Below are 18,631 nucleotides of genomic sequence, written 5' to 3' on the forward strand. Positions count from 1 at the left end.
CACCTCAGACCTTGAAGTTCACGAGGCGGTAGATGGTGAGATTGCCGAGCAGCAGCAGGACGATGGCGACACCCAGGATCGTGTTGGCGGACGGGCTCACCCAGAACTCGGCGTAGTAGGCGGCGCTGACGAGGTTGATCACGACGAACAGGATGATCGGCAGGCCGCTGAGGGCGTAGCCGCTGAACCGCCCCTCGGCGGTGAGCGCCCGCACGCGCCGCGACAGGCGGAAGCGCTCGCGCAGCATCCGCGACAGGCGCGCCAGGACCTCACCGAGGTTGCCGCCGGTCTGGTTGGCGATGGAGATCGCCGCCACCACGAAGGCGAGCTCGGGATGGCCGACCCGGAGGTAGAGTCCGTCGAGGGCCTCGGCGATGCTGCGGCCGTAGTTCATTTCGTCGACCACGAGGGCGAATTCCGGTCCGGCCGGCTCCGGCGTCTCGCGGGCGACGAGGCCGAGGGAAACCGGGAGGGGATGGCCGGCGCGCAAGGATCGGACGATGACGTCGAGGACCTCCGGCAATTGCTCGCCGAAGCGCGCGAGGCGGCGCGCCCGCTTGATCCGCAGGACCAGGAGGCACAGCAGGCCCGCGACGCCGAGGCTCGCGGCGAGGCGCAGCCAGAAGCCCGGAACCGGCAGAACCAGCAGGAGGAGGACGGCGAGGCCGAGGGTCCGTCCGGCCAGGGCCGCCGAACTCTTGCCCGTGCCGGATTGCAGCAGGAGCCGGTTCCAAGCGACGACGAAAGCGGATTTCCCGGCCTCGCGGCGGCGCAGGGACTCAGGCGCGGCGGCGACTACGGGGCCGTCGAGGTCCGCGCGCCGCTGCCGCCGGCGCTTCCGGCCGCGCAGGGCGCCGGCCAGCCCGACCTGGAGCTGCTGGGCCGCCACCACCGAGCAGACGAAGATGAGGAGGTAGATCAGCCAGGGCTCAGCCACGGCGTTCCTCCCGGTGACGCGGCCTCACAGGGCCACCGACGGATCGAAGGCCTGGGCCGGCATGTCGACGCCCTGCGCCTTCAGCTCCTGCAGGAATTTCGGCCGCACGCCCGTGGCGCGGAAATGGCCCAGCACCTGATGGCGCTCATCGACGCCCTCGCGCACGAAGCGGAAGATCTCCTGCATCTGGATCACGTCGCCCTCCATGCCGGTGATCTCGGCGATGCTGGTGACCCGGCGGCGGCCGTCGCTTAGGCGCTGGAGCTGGAGCAGCATCTGCACGCCGGACGCGATCTGGCTGCGGATGGAGGTCACCGACATGTTGGCCGCCGCCATGCCGATCATCTGCTCGACGCGGGCGATGGCATCGCGAGGAGTGTTGGCGTGGATGGTGGTCATCGAGCCTTCGTGGCCGGTGTTCATGGCCTGGAGCATGTCGAACGCCTCTTCGCCCCGGCACTCGCCGAGGATGATGCGGTCGGGCCGCATGCGCAGGGCGTTCTTGAGCAGTTCGCGCTGACGGATCTCGCCGCGGCCCTCGACGCTCGGCGGCCGGGTCTCGAGGCGCGCCACGTGGGGCTGCTGCAGCTGCAGTTCGGCCGCGTCCTCGATGGTGATGAGGCGCTCGCAGGGCGAGATGTAGGACGACAGGGCGTTGAGCATGGTGGTCTTGCCCGAGCCGGTGCCGCCCGAGACGATGAGGGAGATGCGCCCCTTCACCGCCACCTTGAGGAGCTCCGCCATGGGCGGGCGCAGGGCACCGAGCTCAACCAGGCGGTCCATGGAGATCGGGCGCTTGGAGAACTTGCGGATGGAGACGAGGGGGCCGTCGACGGCGATGGGTCGGATGGCGACGTTGACGCGCGAACCGTCGGGCAGGCGCGCATCGACCATGGGCGAGGATTCGTCGATGCGCCGGCCGACGGCCGCGACCATCTTGTTGACGATCCGCAGGAGGTGCGCCTCGTCCTTGAAGTGGACCAGGGTCGGTTCGAGCTGGCCGCCGCGCTCGACGAAGACCGAGCGGTGGCCGTTGATGAGGATGTCGCTGACGCTCGGGTCCTTCAGCAGGGGCTCGATGGGTCCGAGGCCGATCATCTCGTCGAGGACTTCGGCCGAGAACGCCTCGAGCTCGCGCTGGTTGAGGGCGAGGCGCTCCTTCAGGGCGTATTCGGCGACGAAGCGGCCGACCTGACGGGCGAGGTCCTCCGGCGAGATCTTGTCGATGAGGGCGAGGTTGAACTCGTCGATGATCTGGCCGTGGAGCTTCACCTTGGCGTCGGTCAGGGACGCCCGCGGCGCCGGCTCGGGCGGCGGTGCAGGCTTAGGCGCGACCTTGGGCACGACGTGGGCCGCGACGTCCGGGGCCGGGCCTTGCACGGCCGGCGCCTCCGCCTTCGCGGTCCGCCAGCGATCGGACAATCCGGCGTTCATGCGTCCTCCGGTGGTGGGCTCACGCGAGTTTGGCCGCCGTGACGCACCACTCCGCCAGACGGCCGATGTCGCGGGTCAGCCTAGCGTTGGGGGCGATCTCGAACAAGGATCGCCCGGCATCGAGGGCTCCCTCGGCGGTGGCCCCGTCGCGGCGCAGGCAGAACACCGAGCGCCCGGACAGGGGCCGTTCGATCTGCGCCCGATGGGCGATGCGGCCGAGGAGATCGGTCTCGCAGGCGTTGACGGCCACCGCCAGGCGGTCGGCGGGAATCTCAAGGGTCTCGAGATGGGTCAGGGACTGGGTGAGGACGCGCAGGCCCGGCACGGTGGCGCCGCCGGACAGGACGATCGCGTCGGAGCCCTGCAGGATGTTGTCGATCCAGGGCACCCAGGCCTGGGGCAGATCGACGAGGATCGCCTCGTAGCGCCGGGCGATGGTGTCGATGAAGGTGAAGAGGATCGCCGGCGGCACGTCGCCGAGCGCGATGCGACGGGGCGGACAGGCGAACACGTCGAGGCGCGGGGTATGCCGGCTCGTGAATACGTCGACGAGCTGCTCGTCCAGGCGCTCCGGCTGGGCGACGATCTCGGCGATGTCGAAGCGGGGTTCGACGTCGAGGGCGTCCGCGAGGGTGCCGCCCTGCAGGTTGAGGTCGAGGAGGGCGACGCGCAGGGGCTGCTTGCGCCGGCTCGACAGGCGGATGCCGGTCTCCACCGCGAGGGTGGTGTTGCCGACCCCGCCCTTGCTCGGCAGGAAGCTGACGATCCGGGCGGCGCGATCCGCCGGCTCGGCGGCGCCGAGCCCCTTCGTCACGTCGCGCAGTTCCTGGGCGGCGTTGCCCCAGCCGATCCACTCGCCGGACTGGCTGCGCACCAGGGCCTTGTAGAGTTCCGGAGCCAGGGCGTCGGCCACGTAGACCACGAAGGCCCGGCTCGGCTCCGCGCGCGCGAGCTGGATCGCGCCTTCGGCGGCCCCCTCCCCCTCCGGCACCAGCACCAGGGGCCGGCGCGCTTCGGTGAAGGCCCGGTCGCGGTTCAGGGCGGCGAAGTCGGCCGCGTACAGCACCGTGTAGCCCAGACCCTCGGCGAGCCTGACCAGCGCCTGCACGCGGGCCGCGCCGCGCTCGGCCGCGATGAGAAAACAGTTCACGACGGCTCCGGAAGGGGCAATGGATTCAAGGTGCGGACATCGGTACGCGCCGGCCGCGACCGGTGGTGGTCACGCGCGTCTCAATCCTCGGCATCCACCGAATAGGGTTCGCGCTTCGATCCGTTGCGGATGACGTTGATGGTCAGCTTCGGCGGCGCTGGCGCAGACGGTGCGATGCCGGGCGGCATGCGCTGGCCGAGTTCGACGCGCAGGCGGGTTTCCATCTCGGCGAGCTGCGCCCGCGCACCCTCGCCGGCCTGGGCCGCGGCGGCCTCGGACGCCTTGCGCAGCGCCTCGACCTGGGCGGTCAGTTCGGTGATGCGGTCCTTTGCGGCGGCACTCTCTCCGGGCCCGAGGTCGGCGGTGGTGACGCGTTGGGCGGCCTGTGCCACTGGCTCGCCGGTCTGGCGCAGGACCAGGGACAGGCGCCCAACCCCTTGCGCGAGCACGACCTTCTGCGCCTCAGCGACGGAGAGCTCCAGGGTGACGGCGCGAGCCACGGTGGGCTTGTCCTGCCGGTCCCCGGCGACCTGATCGATGGCCAGGACCTTGGCGTTCTGAATCAGCACGTCCGCATAGGCGTTGTCCTGGGTTCCACCCTCACCACGGGTCAGGATCAGGTCAACCCGGTCGCCGGGCAGCACGAAGCCGGCAACGCCGCGCACCTCGTCGACGCGCACGGAAACCGCGCGCATGCCCTCGTCGATCTGGGTCGAGAGGGTGGCACGCTGGTTCGGGGCGGTGACTTTTGCCGCCAGTACCGGTTCGTTGCGCTGGAGCGGCGCCAGGGCGAGGCGACGCCCGTCCCGGGTCAGGTCGGCGATGGAGGTGAACGCGCCGTCGAGGACGTCGCCCGCCGGCCAATCGACCTCGCGCAGATTTGCCGAGGTAAGTGCCGTGCCGAACCCAACGGGGGCGGAGGCAACGACCATGCGCCCCTGGACCGGGCGCCGCGCCTGCGGATCGACGTTGAGCAGCAGGCCGCGCGCTAGGAAGGCGGCCAGGGCGCCGAATGTCAGGGCCACCCCGAGGGAAATCGCCGAGGATGCCCTCATGCGCCGCGCTCCTGAACACCCATAAGCCACCCCCGCCCATCCGGCGCGACGTTCCGTGCCGCGCGATGGGGCGCGGTTGCCGGTTTCCGTATGGTGGCGATCACTGGGTCTGTGTGCAATCCGCCGTCGGCGTGGCGATCTTGCAGCTGATCTTCGCGAACTGCGCGTTCAGACTGGTGCCCGTCGCCGTCAGGCCGACGATGGCCACGAGGGCGATCAGCGCGACCAGCAGCGCATACTCGACCATCGCCGCGCCGTCGTCCTCGCGGCAGAAGCGCTTGATGAGATGCTTCATGTGACCTGTTCCCATTTGTCGCCCGGCGCGCGTGTTCCGCTGCCGTGCCGAACCAAGATGGTAAATGATCCCTTAAGGCCGTTCGGGTGTCAATCTGAATGCGTCGCTCGTCAACCATAAAACCTGGAGATAATGCATTCGAACCGATGCATTGCGTTCAATACCTATCGCGATAAGACAATCGTCATGATCCAGGCCAAGGCAATACTTGGACCGAAGGGGATCTTGACCCGGTGGTCATCCCGCCGTGCGGGGAAAAACCCGAATGTGGCTCCGATGCCGTACAGGCCGGTCAGGCAGAGCAGGGCGATCGCGAACAGGAGCGCATTCTCCGGACCGATCCACAGGCACGCCGCCGCCATCAGCTTCGCATCCCCGGCCCCGACCAGTCCGAGGGAGAAGGCGCCGAACATCAGGACCAAGACGAGGGTCGCGAAGACGCCGTGCCAGAAGGCATCGTGACCGGTGCCCGACAACCCCGCGGCGAGACCGAACAGGCCGACCAAAACCAGGATGGCACTGTTCCGGATGCGAAACCGCCGGGCATCCTCCACCGCGACGAAGACGAGCGTCGCACAGGCCAGTCCGTCGATCAGCGTAACCAGGGGACCGTTCCTGCCAAACCACGCCGCAGAGTAGGCGGAAAAAGGGAGACCGCGCCGAAGCGCGGTCTCCTTCCGGATCTCTCCGTATCACGCCCGCCATCCGTTCGCGCACGGACGGATGGCGGGCCCAGTAGGCTCGACTAGCGAACGGCGCCGTTCAGGCCGTTCGGGAAGAAGCCGCCCGGCTGAGCCGTGCCGCTGGCATAGACGATGGCCAGGACCTGGGCCGGCGTGCGGCTGATGGCGAGTGCGTTGGAATCCGTCGGAACCAGGTCCGGCCGCGCGGAGGTGCCGATGCCGAAGTCGAGGTCGCTCGGGCCGTCGAAGAAGTCACGCAGGTCGGAGATCGCCTGGGCCTGCTGGAACAGACCGCGGCTAGCCAGCACCGTGCGGATGATACCGGCATGGTAGGCTTCGACGGCGAGGATGCCGGCGGTGGCCTCGAGGAACTCGTTGTTGCGGATGAGGGGGGCGGCGCCCTTGTAGGCTGTAACGCCGACATCCTCGAACACGAAGGCGGCCAGGAGGAAGTTGGTCTCGTTGGCGAAGGCGTCGAAGGTGTTGCCGAGACCGGAGAACCGGGCCAGGGCGTTGAAGCTGTCGACGAAGTTGATGGTCGGACGGGCGACGCGCGAGCCACCCAGGATCGCACGCAGGAACCGGACGTGCTTCTCCTCGTCGTCGGCGATCTCGTTGGCGTAACCCTGGATCAGCGGGGTGGCGAAGGTGACCTGACGACCGCCCGTGACGGCGCCGAGGGTGCCGGTGCCGGAGATGTCGGAATCCGCGAGCCCACGACCGAACGCGGCGCGCAGGTAGAACTCAGCCTCGAGGTATTCGAGGTTCAGGGCGAAGTTGAACACCTCCGCCGCGCCGACGGTGGCCGTCTGCGCATTGACCGGGCCACCGGCCGCGCTCAGCAGCGCCGCGCCGGCTGCACCGAGACCGAGTGTCCGCATGAACGCCCGGCGTCCAGCAGTGTAGTCAAAGCCGGCAAAATTGGGCTGGAGATCGGAAGTGTTTTCCATGGTTCTTGTTCGCTCCCTTGTATTGATCGGACGTAATCGATCGCCAGATCGTAGATGAAATGCCGACTTGTTTACAAGCGGCATCCATCGAAATAACTTTTTTGTGATGCAAAAAGGAAAAAATTGTGCGATATCAGGGCGTTGGCAGAATTTCTATACCAGTCTAATCTTGAATGGAGATTGCTCAGGAGGACATTTACGTATGAAGGAGTTGGAAGGTTTCATCGCTGCAGAATCACAAAAGCGTGACTGGTCGTTCTGCGTCGCTGGACGCGATCGAGTCTGTGGATCGGATGGAAGAACGCGTTCGGACTCAACGGCTTGATGCGGCTGTCGTGCTTGCGGAGCTCGTGTGGCTGTTGGGTCCTGCTGGCGGTCGGGATATGACCCGTGTAGATCCGCCATCGGCTCGAATGTTGGGCTGGGCGCCTTGTCGGTCGCCGGTGTACCGACGATTCTTGCCACTGTTCCAACGGACCGGAATTCTATTCTGGGATCAGGAAAATCGCGCATTCAAGCGACGAATGCTTGGGGTCGGTGCAGCTTTCGCGTGCGCCGCCGATGAGCGTCCGAGCACCCCGAAGCAGGGAGGTTTCCTGCCGGTGGATGTGATCGGGTTTCCATGGTCATGAGGTTTTCGAGAGCACGATGAGGCCGATTCAGATCGACACCGCGCGGGACGCGGGGCGGCCATCGACGGTCGCGGCGGCGGTCGGAGCCCGGCTACGTCGGGGGTTGCGGACAAGATCGCGTTCGGACTGGAGGGGGGACGATCTGTGAACGAACCGACGCGATTGCGGGGCGGTGGCACCGTTCGCGCGGCAATCGGTCAGTTGATACGCAGCGTTCTCGCCGCTGTTCGCCCAAGGCGGAAGGCTCGCGACCACGCCGGTCCGCCGACCACGCCGGATGAGCCGGGTCCCTCGGACGAACCGCAAAGGCCGTCGGAGCCAGTCGTCATGACCCTGCGACTGCGTCCGCTCGCCGACATCGTTCGGGACGCCGCGGGTGGTCCCGAGCCGATCACAACGTTGGTGTCCTATCCGCGCGAGACCGTGGCGCTCGCGCCCCTCCGCAGTGGCGCCGAGGCGCTCGGCCGGGTCGCGATCCGGGAGAACGAGCGGCACAGCTTCTGGCAGCAGACCGCGTACCTGTCCCTGCCGACGTCGGCCTACGTCATCGCGAACGCCCTCGTCCACGGATCGGCCGGCCTCATCGGCATCGGCGGCCAGGTGGTGACCGAAACGACGTGGCACACCGAACCGGGCCGGCATCGGTACCGGATGGAAGACGCCGGGCTTCGCATCGAGGCGGATCAGGTCCCGCTCCTGCCCGGCACCCATCTGTGTCTCCTGACGCCCGGGGCCGGCAATTACTGGCACGCGCTCATCGATGGCGTCGCCAGATTGTCGGTCGTTCCCGGGGCTCGGATGGACGCCATCGAGACGATTCTGTTCTCGTCCGATGCCATCGGCCAGGAGGAGTTTCTCGGGCTGGCCGGCCTGCCGCGGTCCGTGGCCCTGCGGCCCGTCCAGCCAGGGGAGACGTTCAGGGTCGAGACCCTCGTTCTCCCGTGGGATCTTCACGGGGTGTTCGATTATCACCCCGTCCTCAATGGCTTCTTCGATACGGTGCTGAGGCACCATACGCTCGACGGACGGAATCGGATCGAGCGGCTCTACATCGATCGACGCGGGTCCCAGCAGCGGAGGCTGCTGAACGAGGACGAGGTCGTGACCGCCCTCGAAGCGATGGGCTTCGTGCCGGTCCGGCTCGAGGATCTGACCATCGACCGGCAGGTCGCGCTCTTTCGTCAGGCGGCTATCATCGTTTCACCGCATGGGGCCGGACTGACGAATATCGGCTTCGCATCGCCCGGATGCATCGTCATCGAACTCATGATGGATGCGTACCTGAACTGGTGCTTTCGTCGAATCGCCGCCCTGCGCGGGCTCGACTACGATTGCGCGATCGGCACCGCCCAGCGCCCGTGGGCCGATCTCAATCCGGGCTTCCACGCTCAGGTCTGGGAGATCTCCGTCGCGGATGTCGTCAGGACGGTCGATCGGGCCCTTTCCGAACACGCTTCGAAGATTGCATAGGCGGCGGGGGGGCATCGAGGTCCCGCCGCTGAGCGCGTCAGAACTTGCGCATGAGCGCGCTCGGCGCGGGGGTCTCGCCTTTGTCCTGATAGAGCGGCACCGTGGCCCGCAGCCAGCCGCGCGTCTCGAGCCCGGCATAGTTGCGCTGGACCACGTCCCGCGTGACGTAGGCCTGGAGATTGACCGGTCCGAAATTGTATCCCACGAGCCCGCCTACCGCGAACTGGCCCTGCCGCGCATAGGACGGATTGTTCGTCGGCAGATCGGTCGAACCGAACGCAACCGGCCCGATTTCCCACTTGCCGAAGTGCTTCGTGGCCGTGAGGTCAAGGTTGAGGAAGTCGGGATAGAAGGTGCCGGTGGCCGATCGCGTATCGAAGAAAGTCCCGTACAGGACGTTGCCCGTCAGGTTCCAGCCATCGCCGTTGTAGGTGACGGCGAAGCGCTGGTGCAGGACGGGGTTCTGGATGACGATCTTGGTGTCGCTCGGCAGGTAGGCGCCGAGCAGGTAGCTGAAGTTGAGGTCGTGTCCGAGCTTCCAGGCCACCTGCGCCGCGAGCAGGGTCTGCCCGAACCCGCTCTGGTAGGCGGCGCCCCGCGTGCTCGACGCGGTGATCGGCTGCAGCACGACGAATTGAAGCCGTCCGCCGACCACTTCGGCGGGCGTCGCCCAGAGGAAGGACGGCAGGTTGATGGTCGAGTCGGTGGAGCGCGGGGTGATGTCCCGCGAGCCGAAACTCGATGTGTCGATGAAGTAGAGGCCGATGGGCAGCGGCGCGCCGGGGGGTTGCCCCACGGTCTGTCCGGGCTGCGCCGAGGAGCCCGCCATGACGGGCGTGCCGGCCCACCCCAGGGCGAGGGCGGTGGCGACGGCACCGATATGTGTCGCCTGGAAAAATTGAACTGTCTTCATTCCGCGGTCCAAACCAGCCCGTCCTCGAGGTCGGCTCTCATCGCATGGCGGCCGGGATTATGCGGCTGTCTCGTGCGTGCGGTGCCCATTTGCGGGGCGAGCGTCGCCCTCGGGCAACAATGCGCGCCGCCGTGAAGGTCGGGCTGTGCGAGGGCACCCGGACATCGGGGGCGTGCCCGCCCGAACGCGGCATTAACGTCTCCATGGTACGCGGATCGGCGCTCAGTGTCCCTCGCGAAACGCCCGTCGCGCCGTCGTTCTCGGAGCGAGAACCGACCGTGACCGGGCGTTCTGTGAACCACGGGCGATGCGCTGCGTATCGAATTTCATTCACGGATGCGGCGAAACCAAGCCATGAGGTCAGACGTGCCGTCGGACGTTGCGCGATCCCTCCCAGCGAGCTCACCCTTGGCGGGCTCACCCACGGCTCGACCTCGGCACCTTCGGCTCGTCGCCCTCGTCGATGGGGTCCATGGTTTCGCCCTGCTGATCGTCCTGGTCTCGACGGTCGTATCGATCCTGATCTACGACAGGTCCTGGTGGGTCGATGTCATCTTCGACGACGGATATTACTACCTCGGCATCGCGCGCGGATTGGCGGAGCAGGCTCGGAGCTGGTTCCTGCCGCCATTCGAGACCAACGGGTATCAACCGCTTTGGCAGATGATCCTGTGGGCATCGGCGGTCCTGTTCGGCACGTCGGATGGATCGCTCGCCATTCAGGCCTTCGCGATGAACGTCATGGCCGTCGTCCTGTTCTGCGCGGCCTCGCGGGTGTTCTACGGCGTCCTGGCACCGGCTGTCCTGGCGGCGTTCCACTTCACCCTGGTCAGTCTCTATGGGATGGAAACCGCGCTCCTGCCGGTTCTCGTCCTGTGCTACTTCAACACGCGGGACTGGCGCGTTCGCGGTGGTTTGGCCACCCTCATGTTCTTCACCCGCCTCGATGCGCTGGCCCTGATCGTCGCGTACGACTTGGTCAATGCGGTGAGGGACCGACGTCTCACCGTTTGCCACTACGTCGTCCTGATACCGGCGGCCGCCGCCTACGCCATCCTCAATGTCGCTCTGTTCGGCGTGCCCGTCCCGGTTTCCGGCCTGGTGAAGGCCATCGGCAACGCACGCGGTGAAAATCTCGGCGTCGTGCTGACCTTCGCCGCGAGCCTGAAGTACCCGCTCATCGCCGCGGGGATCGTGGTCCTGTCGGCCGGACTCAATCGGACGTGGCCGCAAATTCTGTGTCGCCGGGAAATGGCGGCTCTGCTGATCGCCTATGCGGTCTCGGCGACCTACTATGGGGTCAACTCGGGATGGGGCGTCTGGGGCTGGTACTTCTGGCCGGCGATGCTCCTGGACTTCTACCTGCTTCTCAACCTCGTCAACGTGCTCGCATCGAGCGTCCGGACGCGCGGGTCGCCGTCGGACTTCCGCGTGCTGCTTCCCCTCGCGGCGTGCCTCGTGCTCGTGCTTCGGCCGGTCCATTTCGCCTGGGATCGCGTCGCCATGGCCTTGGGTCCGACCCACGGCTATACGGATCGCAAGACATCCGGCATCCAGAACATCGCGCTCATCGAAGCGATTCGCAGCCGCGCGTTCCCCGACGAGACTTACTTCGCCATGGGTGATCGCGCCGGCTCGTTCGGGTTCTTTCTCGGACACCGCTACCGCTTCCTGCATACCGAGGGCCTGGTCGGACCGGTCGCCTATTACCAGGCCATGCGCGATGACAGGGGCGGCGACTTCGTCCAGGCTCAACCCATCGATTATCTCGTGACCGATCGGACGGCCTATCTGACCGACGGGGACGTTCTCGGGGTCATCGAACCGGTCCAGGGGATCTCGGCGCATCGGGGGCCGTACATGCTTTGCTTCCCTAAATCGGCGATCGCCCTGCAGCAGACCTATATCGGCGGCCAGCGCTACCTGTTCGATTTCAAGAAGCGCATCCCCTGTCCCGCCTCGCTGGAGCGGCGGTTCGTCGAACTGCGTGCCCGCCCGAACGGCGTACGCGATTTCAGCGTCTCCTGGTGACCCGCGCATCAGGGGCTCGCGACGACGGGGAGGTGGAATTGACCGAGGCCGTCATGTCCACCTGATCGCGGGCATTCCGATTCGGGAGCCCGACCCGAGATCCTCACTTCGACGCTCGAAACGGACCTCGGACGCCCTGAGCCCCGCCCCGGCGCTCCAAGAGCACCTCACGAAACTCCCCATCACCAGCCGTGCTCGCCCTGGGCACTCCGGTGCCACGGGAGTTTTATGAAAGACCCTACGTCCCAAATGCCGCGGCGATGGCGTGGTAGGCCGCCTTCGGTCGGCAGTCGGCATCGAAGGGGAGCGGCCTTGGCCGGCGCGAACCCTTGGCCTGCTCCTGAAGCCACGTCTGTCCGTCCGTCAGCTCCCAGGTCTGGACGACCTTCACGGCTGGGTTCGTCAGTGCCGGGCGCAGCAGCATGGCATATTTCTCCGCCACCAGCCTGTCGCGGGTCGCCAGATCCGCCGGGAACTCGGTGTCGTTGACGTCGATCTCCGTCAGGTACACGTCGAGTTTTCGATCGGCGATGGACCCGATCAGATCGGAAAAGCCCTTCGGGTCGAATTCGAAGTTCGGGAAGTAATGGCACTCCAGCCCCACGGCATCGAGCCGGATGCCGGAGTGCTGCAGATCGTCGATGAGGCGCATCAGGTGCGCCTGCTGGCGCTCTCCCGAGGTGAAGCTCTTCTTCCACTCCGAGCCGGCCTCGTTGAGGACGAGCTTGACCTTCGGGTCGGCGCGATGCGCGATGGTGAACGCCTGCCGGATGTAGTCGGGTCCGAGCTTTGCGTACCACGGCCCGCCGCGCAGGCCGCCCGGGAGGTTGTCGTCCGGCCACAGCGGCTCGTTCACCACGTCCCAGGAATGGAGGCGCCCGGCATAACGGCCGACGGTCTCTTCGATGTGCCGCTCGAGCCAGTAGGCGGCCTCACGGCGGGTCAGGCGCTCGACCCAGTCCGGCTGCCAGGCGTTCCAGGCGAGCGTGTGTCCCCGCACCGCAAGGCCGGAGCGGGTCGCCAGGTCGATCAGCGCGTCCGCTTCCCAATAATCGACCACCTCCGGCCGTTGCGGCCGCAGGGAGCCGAGCTTCAGCGCCGTATCCGTGGTGACGATACGGGTCTGGTGGCGATAGAGCGCGGCAAGCCGCGGGTCGGTCAGAGCCGTGTGGTCGATGGCGGCGCCAAACAGCACCCCCCGCTTGGCGGCCAGGCTCCCGAGCGAGGGAATATCCGCGATCGCCTTGCCGTCGTCGGTGCCGGAGGCCGCGCGCGCGTCCCACGCGAGCGCGCAGGCGCCCGCCAGGAGCCCTCGGCGCGTAAGGTTGTGTACCATGCGCTTCACGGTTGCGTTCTCCGATGCCGGACCGCCGGCGCGGCGCGGTCTGTGTCTGAGAGATAGCGTCGATCCATTGCCATCAGGCTTTCAAAAGGCCCTGGCGGGATGCCTTTTTCGGCTGGGGCTCACCGAATCGTGGACGGACGGGCTCTGCCGCGGTTCCGGAATGGGGACCCCCACGATGCCGGCCCGAACGGCGAGGTCGAATCGGCAAAACGGTCGTCAGCCGGGTTGCAGGCTGGATCGACCTGCGCCCGCCGGCGCGGTTCTGCCCAAGGCTTCGCGGTTGAAATCACGCCGCTTTCGGCTCAGGCGCGAATCGCGCTCGGCCCCCTCCATGCACATGATGATGATGATGAGCAGGAGGAACGCGATGCCTTTGCTCGACAGTCCGGTCGATGAGGCGTTGAGGGCGATGAACATGGCCACGGCCATCAACGACCGCAGGCAGACGAGACGCGCGATATCGATGACAAAAAGCGTCAAGCCGATGAAAATGAGGCTCGCCGCGAAGATGCCGCTGCTCAGGATATAGGCGATCGGAAAACTCTCGATGCCGATCTCCGTCCCCTCGACGTACTGGAGATAGCTGAGCATCGCCGGGTCCGGTCCAATCAGCAGATCACCCCAGCTGAACCCATCGAAGAGCCGGAACATGCGAACGCGGGTTTCGGCGCTGCCCGCGTCATCGATGAATCGATCGATGAATTTCGCAAAATAGGTGGTTTCGGAAAGCTGCAGTCCGATCACGGCCGCCGCCGGTAGCCCCAGGCTCGCCCAGACGATCATCTTGATCGGGAATCTGTTCCCGAGAAGGACAAAGACGATCTTCTTCAGGATCCAGAGCGCCATCAAGAGTCCGAGCAGGACCGTTGCCGTGCGTCCACCGAAGGCGGGCAGGGAGAGAAGCTGAAGGCAGAAGAGCGGAAGGGCCAGCGACCAGCGCAGGTTTCCGCGAGGACCCGTGAGGAGGAGAAGCGCATAGATGGCTGCGATGGCGGAATTCTGCAGCGGGTGTCCGAGAAGCGCGGTCGAACGGGCTTCTTCGTAGTTGAGCAACTCGCCGCCCGTGTAGATCGGAATCAGGTGGAATCCGAATACGGATTCCGCGATGCCGAGGACGGCGTTGATCGCCATGACGATATGGATGTACCGGGCATAGCGATTCAGTCGGGCGGGCTCGGTGCGGAAAAGAAGCACCCATGCCACGACGGGTACGACAAGCGTGTCGAGGATGAAGCTGACAGGCCGCGCGACGATCAATGTCACATACAGCGCGTAGTAGAATGTACACAGGATATAGATCAGCGCCAGAGGATGATATTTAATCATCTGAGCTGAAACTGTGGATGGCCCGATCTCTGCCAAAAGGAAGCCGAACGCTACGATCAATATCAAGGTTGCCGGATGGAATTTCTCGAAGGGGAGGCCGCCGGGGTGATCGTAGTGGTAGCCCAAATACGTGAGCAGCATCGCCGAGCAGCAGAATGCCACGAGAACACCGAGCTCGGTCGACAGATTGCGGAAGAACGTCGCGCGACTTGCCGTGGTGACGGGTGCTGCCGGCCATGGAGGTGCCATAGTGGGATCGTCATCGCGAGGGCGCGCTGCGGCAGCTGGAATGTCGGGCGCGCCCATCGAAGTCTCCCCGACACGCCCTGCTCCGACAGCGGCCCCGCCGAGTATGGCGACCAATCGTGAAGGAGCGCTTGCGCCGGGGGCAGCCGGTCGGGCCCGAGGCTCGTTCGAGCCGCTGTGCCCATGTCCACCTCCAGCGGTCGAACGCCCCGGGCGGCCTCGACGCCGACGCGTCGCGGGTCCGTTCCCGCCCGGCGACGCGTCGTCTTACGGGTGCTTGTGGATCGGATCGACCCAGTGGACGGTCTCGGGCCGCTCGACGGGCTCGACATCCGTGATGTTGACCACCACCGCCTCGTTGTCCGAGCGCACCAGCACGCATTGCAGGGGCTCGTCGGGGGAGGCGTTGATCTCCTGGTGCGGCACGAAAGGCGGCACGAAGATGAAGTCGCCGGGGCCGGCCTCGGCGACGTATTCGAGGCGGTCGCCCCAGCGCATGCGGGCGCGGCCGGAGAGCACGAAGATTACGCTCTCCAGGGCGCCGTGATGGTGAACGCCGGTTTTGGCATCGGGCTCGATGGCCACGGTGCCGGCCCAGATCTTCTGCGCGCCGACGCGGGCATGGTTGATGGCCGCCTGCCGGAACATGCCGGGCGTCTGCGCCGTGTTGGCGTCGAGCTTGTCGCCGGGGATCACCCGGATGCCGTCGTGCTTCCAGCGCGCGGCCTCGGCGGGCGCCGCGGGCGCGGCGTGCGGATGAGCGTGGTCGTCATGATCTTGTTCGTGCATCGCCAAAATCCTGGCCTGAAATCTCGCTGGCCGGCCGATCATCGCACGGCGGCGGCCTGGGGGAACCCGGTATCGAAGATCGCCTCGGCCTTCGGTGCCCGCGCCTTCGGGATCAGCCCGGCGCGCACGTAGAGGTCGATGTTGGCCTGCTCGTCGGCGATCACCGTTTCGTCGATGGGGACGGTGCGGTACTGCGCCCGGCCGAACCAGCGCAGGGGCACGCCCTCGGGCAGGCCGATGAGCTTCGACCACGCGGCCGCGTAGGGCGCCGGATCGACGAGGGCCCAGGCCCGCGCCCGCGCGAGGCGTTCGCCGAAATCCGCCAGCAGGGCGCGCTTGTCCTTGAGCGCCGCATCGCTCGCCACGGCGAAACTGAGGCCCGGCGTGATGCCGTTGCCGTCACGGACCACGCGGGCGAGACCGGCGAGTTCGGCCGTGGAGGTGTAGGGCTCCCAGGTCGCCCAGGCATCGACGCTGCCCGATGCCAGGGCGATCTTGGCATCGGCGGGTGGGAGGAAGCTCAGGGTGACGCTGTCGGCGGGCAGCCCGGCCTCTTCGAGGGCGGCGAGCACGACCTGATGGCCGATGGACCCGCGGTTGGTGGCGATGCGCTTGCCCTTGAGGTCGGCGACCGTGCGGAGGGGCGAGTCCTTCGCCACCAGGATGGCGAGGCCGTCCTGGCGGTTGCGGAAGGCGAGGAAGGCCTTCACCGGCACGCCGGCGGCGGCCGCGAAGGTGAAGGGCGCGTCGCCGACGCCGCCGGCATCGATGGCCCCGGCGTTCAGGGCCTCCAGCAGGGGAGCGGCGGCGGGAAACTCGCTCCAGGCGAGGCGGTAGGGCAAGCCGTCGAGGACGCCGGCGGCCTCCATCAGGGCGCGGGCGTTGCCGCGCTGGTCGCCGACCCGGAGAACCTCCTGCGCCCGTGCGGGGACGAGGACGGCGAGGAGGGCGAGGGCCGTGAGGAGCACGCGCATCAGGCGGCATCCGCCGTGGCGCCGCGGCGGGCGAGCTCGGCACGGAACGCCGGCAGGAGTTCGCGGCCGTACCGGACCGCGTCGTCCAGGGGGTCGAAGCCCCGGATCAGGAAGGTACGCACGCCGAGGTCGTGATAGTCCAGCAGAGCCTCGGCGACCTGATCCGGGGTGCCGACGAGGGCGGTGGAGTTGCCGGCCGCCCCGGTTTCGGCGGCGATGGCGGTGTAGAGGCGCCGGTCGAGGCGCGATCCGCCCGCGGCCGCGGCGAGGAGGCGGCGGGCGCCCTCGTTCTGCGGTGGTGCGGCGGGGCCGAGCCCCTGGGCCGCCCGCACGGCTTTGGTTCGGGCGAGGATCGCCTCGGCCCGCGCCCAGGCCGCACCTTCCGTGTCGGCGAGGATTGGCCGGAACGACAGGCTGAAGCGGGGCTTGCGCCCATGGGGCGCCGCGGCGCTGTGCACGCGGGCGATCAGGTCGCGGACCTGGTCCAGCGTCTCGCCCCACAGGGCGTAGGTGTCGGCATGGCGCCCCGCCACGTCGAGGGCGGCGGCCGACGCGCCGCCGAAGAAGACCGGGATGCCGCCCTCTCGCACGGGCTTCACCTCGGAGAAGCCCTGCACGACCTGGTAGAACGTCCCCGCGTAGTCGAACGGCGCCTCGGCGGTCCAGGCGAGGCGGGCGATGTCGAGGAACTCCCGGGTGCGGGCGTAGCGCTCGTCCTTGGTGAGGTGGTCGCCGTCGCGGGCCTGATCCCGGTCGTCGCCGCCGCTGATGGCGTGGATCGCGATGCGCCCGCCCGTGAGCTGGTCCAGGGTCGCGAATTGTCGCGCGGCCACCGTGGGGGCGGTGAAGCCCGTGCGGTGGGCGATCATCAGGCCGATCCGCTCCGTCACCGCCGCGATCTCGGAGGCGAGGAGCAGGGGATCGGAGGCCGTCGCGTAGAAGGCGACGAGGATGCGGTCGAAGCCGCCGGCTTCGTGCGCCCGGGCCAGACGATGCAGGTAGTCACGGTCGATGACCGGGCCCGTCGCCGGATGAATCTCCGAGGTGAGGCGGGGGGCGGCAAAGCCGATGAACTCGACGGCGTCCGGCGGGAGAGGGCTCATGCGGGGATTCCTGATCGCGAGAAGTCAGAGGCCGAGGGCGGCCCGGCCGGCGCCGGCGCGCACGGAATCGCCCTGCGGCCAGTGGATGCGCGCGCACAGCACGTCGCGGAGGTGGCGTTCGAGGGGATTGGCGCGGGACAGTCCCGGATTGCCGGCGAGCTCGACGGCGCGCTGGACCAGCGCGATGGCGTTCTCGGTGGCCGTGACCTTGAGGAAGCCCGCCTCCCGTGCGTCGGGTACGGCGCCGGCATCGACCTCCGCCGCGAGACCGGCGATGAGGCGGTCATTGATGGAAAGCAGGCGCTCGTTCTCGCCGACCCCCTCCTGGAACCGGGCGAGGGAGGCCAACGGCGCCCCGAGGCCGCCGGGCGTCCGCTCGGTGACGAAGCGGACGAGCCAGGCCTGCGCCGCCCGCGCGACTCCGTCGTAGAGGGCGGCCAGAAGCGTGCAGCTCCAGGCCTGCTGCAGGGGATCGGGCGCGTGCCACCCCTCCGGCGCCCGCAGGTCGACGGCGTGGTCCGCCGGGACGGCGACAGCCTCGAACAGGACATCGTGGCTGCCGCTCGCGCGCAGGCCGAGGTGGTCCCAGGTCTCGACGATGCGCACGCCCGGTGCCTTCATGGGCACGAGGACGTTGCCGACCCGCGGCGCGGCCTCGTCGGTGCGGACGAAGACCAGCCCGTAGGCCAGAGCCGGAGACCCGGTGGAGTAGATCTTCCGCCCGTCGATGCGCCAGCCCGTCTGCGTGCGCCGGGCGATGGTCTCGGGCATCCCGCCGCGCGCGGGCGTGCCGAGTTCCGGCTCGACCCGCAGGGCGTTAACGAGGGCGCCGTCCTCCACGGCGGCGCGACCCACCGCCTCGGCCAGCGCCGGGGGGCAGGCCGGGTTCGTGTGGATCAGGCCGTGCTGGAGCAGGTGCATGGCGAGCACGAGGGCGGTGGCCGGATCGCCCTCGGCGATGAGGCGCACGATCCCGGCGGCACGGCCGAGGCCGAGGCCGCCGCCCCCGAGGTGTCGCGGCACGGTCACGCCGAGGAGGCCGGCCTCGCGCAGGGCGGCGATGTTCTCGTGGGCAAAGCTGCCCGCGCGGTCATGCGCGGCGGCGCGGCCGGCGAAATCTCTGGCCAGCGCGGACACGCTCTCGGTCGGTGTGACGGTGGCGTTCATCCGGGGCGTCGGTCCAGGGAATTCGGGGGTCGACATCCCATGTCGGGCGGGCACGTCGCAGTCGGCGCAGGGTCATTCCGTGCGGCGGGTAAGTCAACGAAACTGAATTCTAAATTCGAAAGATCGAGAGG

At 67.8% G+C, this 18,631-nt stretch carries 16 protein-coding genes; 2 read left to right on the top strand and 14 right to left on the bottom strand.

The features are described 5' to 3' along the window. Nucleotides 1–4: 4 nt before the first annotated feature. From ASF28_RS15740 to ASF28_RS15770, 7 genes are all read right to left on the bottom strand, one after another. The gene (locus tag ASF28_RS15740; RefSeq protein WP_056094580.1) at nt 5–937 is read right to left on the bottom strand and encodes a type II secretion system F family protein; all 933 of its coding nucleotides are present in this window, start codon (nt 935–937) and stop codon (nt 5–7) included. Nucleotides 938–961: 24 nt separating this feature from the next. Further along, nucleotides 962–2,371: a CpaF family protein gene (locus tag ASF28_RS15745; protein WP_157085616.1), complete on the bottom strand. Its 1,410-nt coding sequence runs from the start codon at nt 2,369–2,371 to the stop codon at nt 962–964. A gap of 19 nt (nt 2,372–2,390) precedes the next feature. Next, on the bottom strand, nt 2,391–3,521 hold the full coding sequence (locus tag ASF28_RS15750) for an AAA family ATPase (protein ID WP_056094582.1): 1,131 nt from the start codon (nt 3,519–3,521) through the stop codon (nt 2,391–2,393). An 80-nt stretch (nt 3,522–3,601) separates the two neighbouring features. After that, nucleotides 3,602–4,576, bottom strand: coding sequence for a Flp pilus assembly protein CpaB (gene cpaB / locus ASF28_RS15755; protein ID WP_056094585.1), 975 nt, complete (start codon nt 4,574–4,576; stop codon nt 3,602–3,604). Between the two features lie 100 nt (nt 4,577–4,676). Beyond that, nucleotides 4,677–4,871: a Flp family type IVb pilin gene (locus ASF28_RS15760; protein WP_147708472.1), complete on the bottom strand. Its 195-nt coding sequence runs from the start codon at nt 4,869–4,871 to the stop codon at nt 4,677–4,679. Between the two features lie 164 nt (nt 4,872–5,035). Further along, nucleotides 5,036–5,554, bottom strand: coding sequence for a prepilin peptidase (locus tag ASF28_RS15765; protein WP_082476603.1), 519 nt, complete (start codon nt 5,552–5,554; stop codon nt 5,036–5,038). Nucleotides 5,555–5,616: 62 nt separating this feature from the next. Next, on the bottom strand, nt 5,617–6,504 hold the full coding sequence (locus ASF28_RS15770; protein ID WP_056094595.1) for a ferritin-like domain-containing protein: 888 nt from the start codon (nt 6,502–6,504) through the stop codon (nt 5,617–5,619). Between the two features lie 776 nt (nt 6,505–7,280). Here ASF28_RS15770 and ASF28_RS15775 point away from each other — a divergent pair. Beyond that, a complete protein-coding gene (locus tag ASF28_RS15775) occupies nt 7,281–8,606 on the top strand; it encodes a glycosyltransferase family 61 protein (protein ID WP_157085617.1) in 1,326 nt (441 codons plus the stop codon). Between the two features lie 37 nt (nt 8,607–8,643). On the opposite strand, the gene ASF28_RS15780 is transcribed toward ASF28_RS15775, so the two are convergent. After that, nucleotides 8,644–9,519, bottom strand: a complete 876-nt coding sequence (locus ASF28_RS15780) for a transporter (RefSeq protein ID WP_056094603.1) — start codon at nt 9,517–9,519, stop codon at nt 8,644–8,646. Nucleotides 9,520–10,113: 594 nt separating this feature from the next. Here ASF28_RS15780 and ASF28_RS15785 point away from each other — a divergent pair. Beyond that, the gene (locus ASF28_RS15785; RefSeq protein WP_157085618.1) at nt 10,114–11,550 is read left to right on the top strand and encodes a hypothetical protein; all 1,437 of its coding nucleotides are present in this window, start codon (nt 10,114–10,116) and stop codon (nt 11,548–11,550) included. A gap of 238 nt (nt 11,551–11,788) precedes the next feature. Here the strand turns inward: ASF28_RS15785 and ASF28_RS15790 are convergent, their stop codons facing one another. From ASF28_RS15790 to ASF28_RS15815, 6 genes are all read right to left on the bottom strand, one after another. Next, nucleotides 11,789–12,886: an endo-1,4-beta-xylanase gene (locus ASF28_RS15790; protein WP_244475060.1), complete on the bottom strand. Its 1,098-nt coding sequence runs from the start codon at nt 12,884–12,886 to the stop codon at nt 11,789–11,791. Between the two features lie 225 nt (nt 12,887–13,111). Next, nucleotides 13,112–14,527 (bottom strand): VpsF family polysaccharide biosynthesis protein, encoded by a 1,416-nt coding sequence (locus ASF28_RS15795; protein ID WP_157085619.1) that lies wholly within the window; start codon nt 14,525–14,527, stop codon nt 13,112–13,114. Between the two features lie 207 nt (nt 14,528–14,734). Beyond that, a complete protein-coding gene (locus ASF28_RS15800; RefSeq protein ID WP_056094616.1) occupies nt 14,735–15,256 on the bottom strand; it encodes a cupin domain-containing protein in 522 nt (173 codons plus the stop codon). Between the two features lie 38 nt (nt 15,257–15,294). After that, complete coding sequence (locus ASF28_RS15805; RefSeq protein ID WP_056094618.1) at nt 15,295–16,230, bottom strand: ABC transporter substrate-binding protein; 936 nt, start codon at nt 16,228–16,230, stop codon at nt 15,295–15,297. After that, nucleotides 16,230–17,333 (bottom strand): LLM class flavin-dependent oxidoreductase, encoded by a 1,104-nt coding sequence (locus ASF28_RS15810; RefSeq protein ID WP_056094621.1) that lies wholly within the window; start codon nt 17,331–17,333, stop codon nt 16,230–16,232. The genes ASF28_RS15805 and ASF28_RS15810 overlap by 1 nt, the downstream gene beginning before the upstream one ends. Nucleotides 17,334–17,357: 24 nt before the next feature. Next, nucleotides 17,358–18,500 carry an acyl-CoA dehydrogenase family protein gene (locus ASF28_RS15815; RefSeq protein ID WP_056094623.1) on the bottom strand — a complete coding sequence of 381 codons (1,143 nt, stop codon included), beginning with the start codon at nt 18,498–18,500 and terminating at the stop codon, nt 17,358–17,360. Between the last annotated feature and the right edge of the window lie 131 nt (nt 18,501–18,631).

It is taken from the genome of Methylobacterium sp. Leaf99 (genome assembly GCF_001422375.1).
Lineage (GTDB): Bacteria > Pseudomonadota > Alphaproteobacteria > Rhizobiales > Beijerinckiaceae > Methylobacterium.

Bases quoted from the DNA above. Each gene is read 5' to 3' on its own strand.
- ASF28_RS15745 (WP_157085616.1), bottom strand. From the start codon at position 2,371: ATGAACGCCGGATTGTCCGATCGCTGGCGGACCGCGAAGGCGGAGGCG.
- cpaB (WP_056094585.1), bottom strand. From the start codon at position 4,576: ATGAGGGCATCCTCGGCGATTTCCCTCGGGGTGGCCCTGACATTCGGC.
- ASF28_RS15760 (WP_147708472.1), bottom strand. From the start codon at position 4,871: ATGAAGCATCTCATCAAGCGCTTCTGCCGCGAGGACGACGGCGCGGCG.
- ASF28_RS15770 (WP_056094595.1), bottom strand. From the start codon at position 6,504: ATGGAAAACACTTCCGATCTCCAGCCCAATTTTGCCGGCTTTGACTAC.
- ASF28_RS15780 (WP_056094603.1), bottom strand. From the start codon at position 9,519: ATGAAGACAGTTCAATTTTTCCAGGCGACACATATCGGTGCCGTCGCC.
- ASF28_RS15790 (WP_244475060.1), bottom strand. From the start codon at position 12,886: ATGGTACACAACCTTACGCGCCGAGGGCTCCTGGCGGGCGCCTGCGCG.
- ASF28_RS15795 (WP_157085619.1), bottom strand. From the start codon at position 14,527: ATGGGCGCGCCCGACATTCCAGCTGCCGCAGCGCGCCCTCGCGATGAC.
- ASF28_RS15800 (WP_056094616.1), bottom strand. From the start codon at position 15,256: ATGCACGAACAAGATCATGACGACCACGCTCATCCGCACGCCGCGCCC.
- ASF28_RS15805 (WP_056094618.1), bottom strand. From the start codon at position 16,230: ATGCGCGTGCTCCTCACGGCCCTCGCCCTCCTCGCCGTCCTCGTCCCC.
- ASF28_RS15810 (WP_056094621.1), bottom strand. From the start codon at position 17,333: ATGAGCCCTCTCCCGCCGGACGCCGTCGAGTTCATCGGCTTTGCCGCC.
- ASF28_RS15815 (WP_056094623.1), bottom strand. From the start codon at position 18,500: ATGAACGCCACCGTCACACCGACCGAGAGCGTGTCCGCGCTGGCCAGA.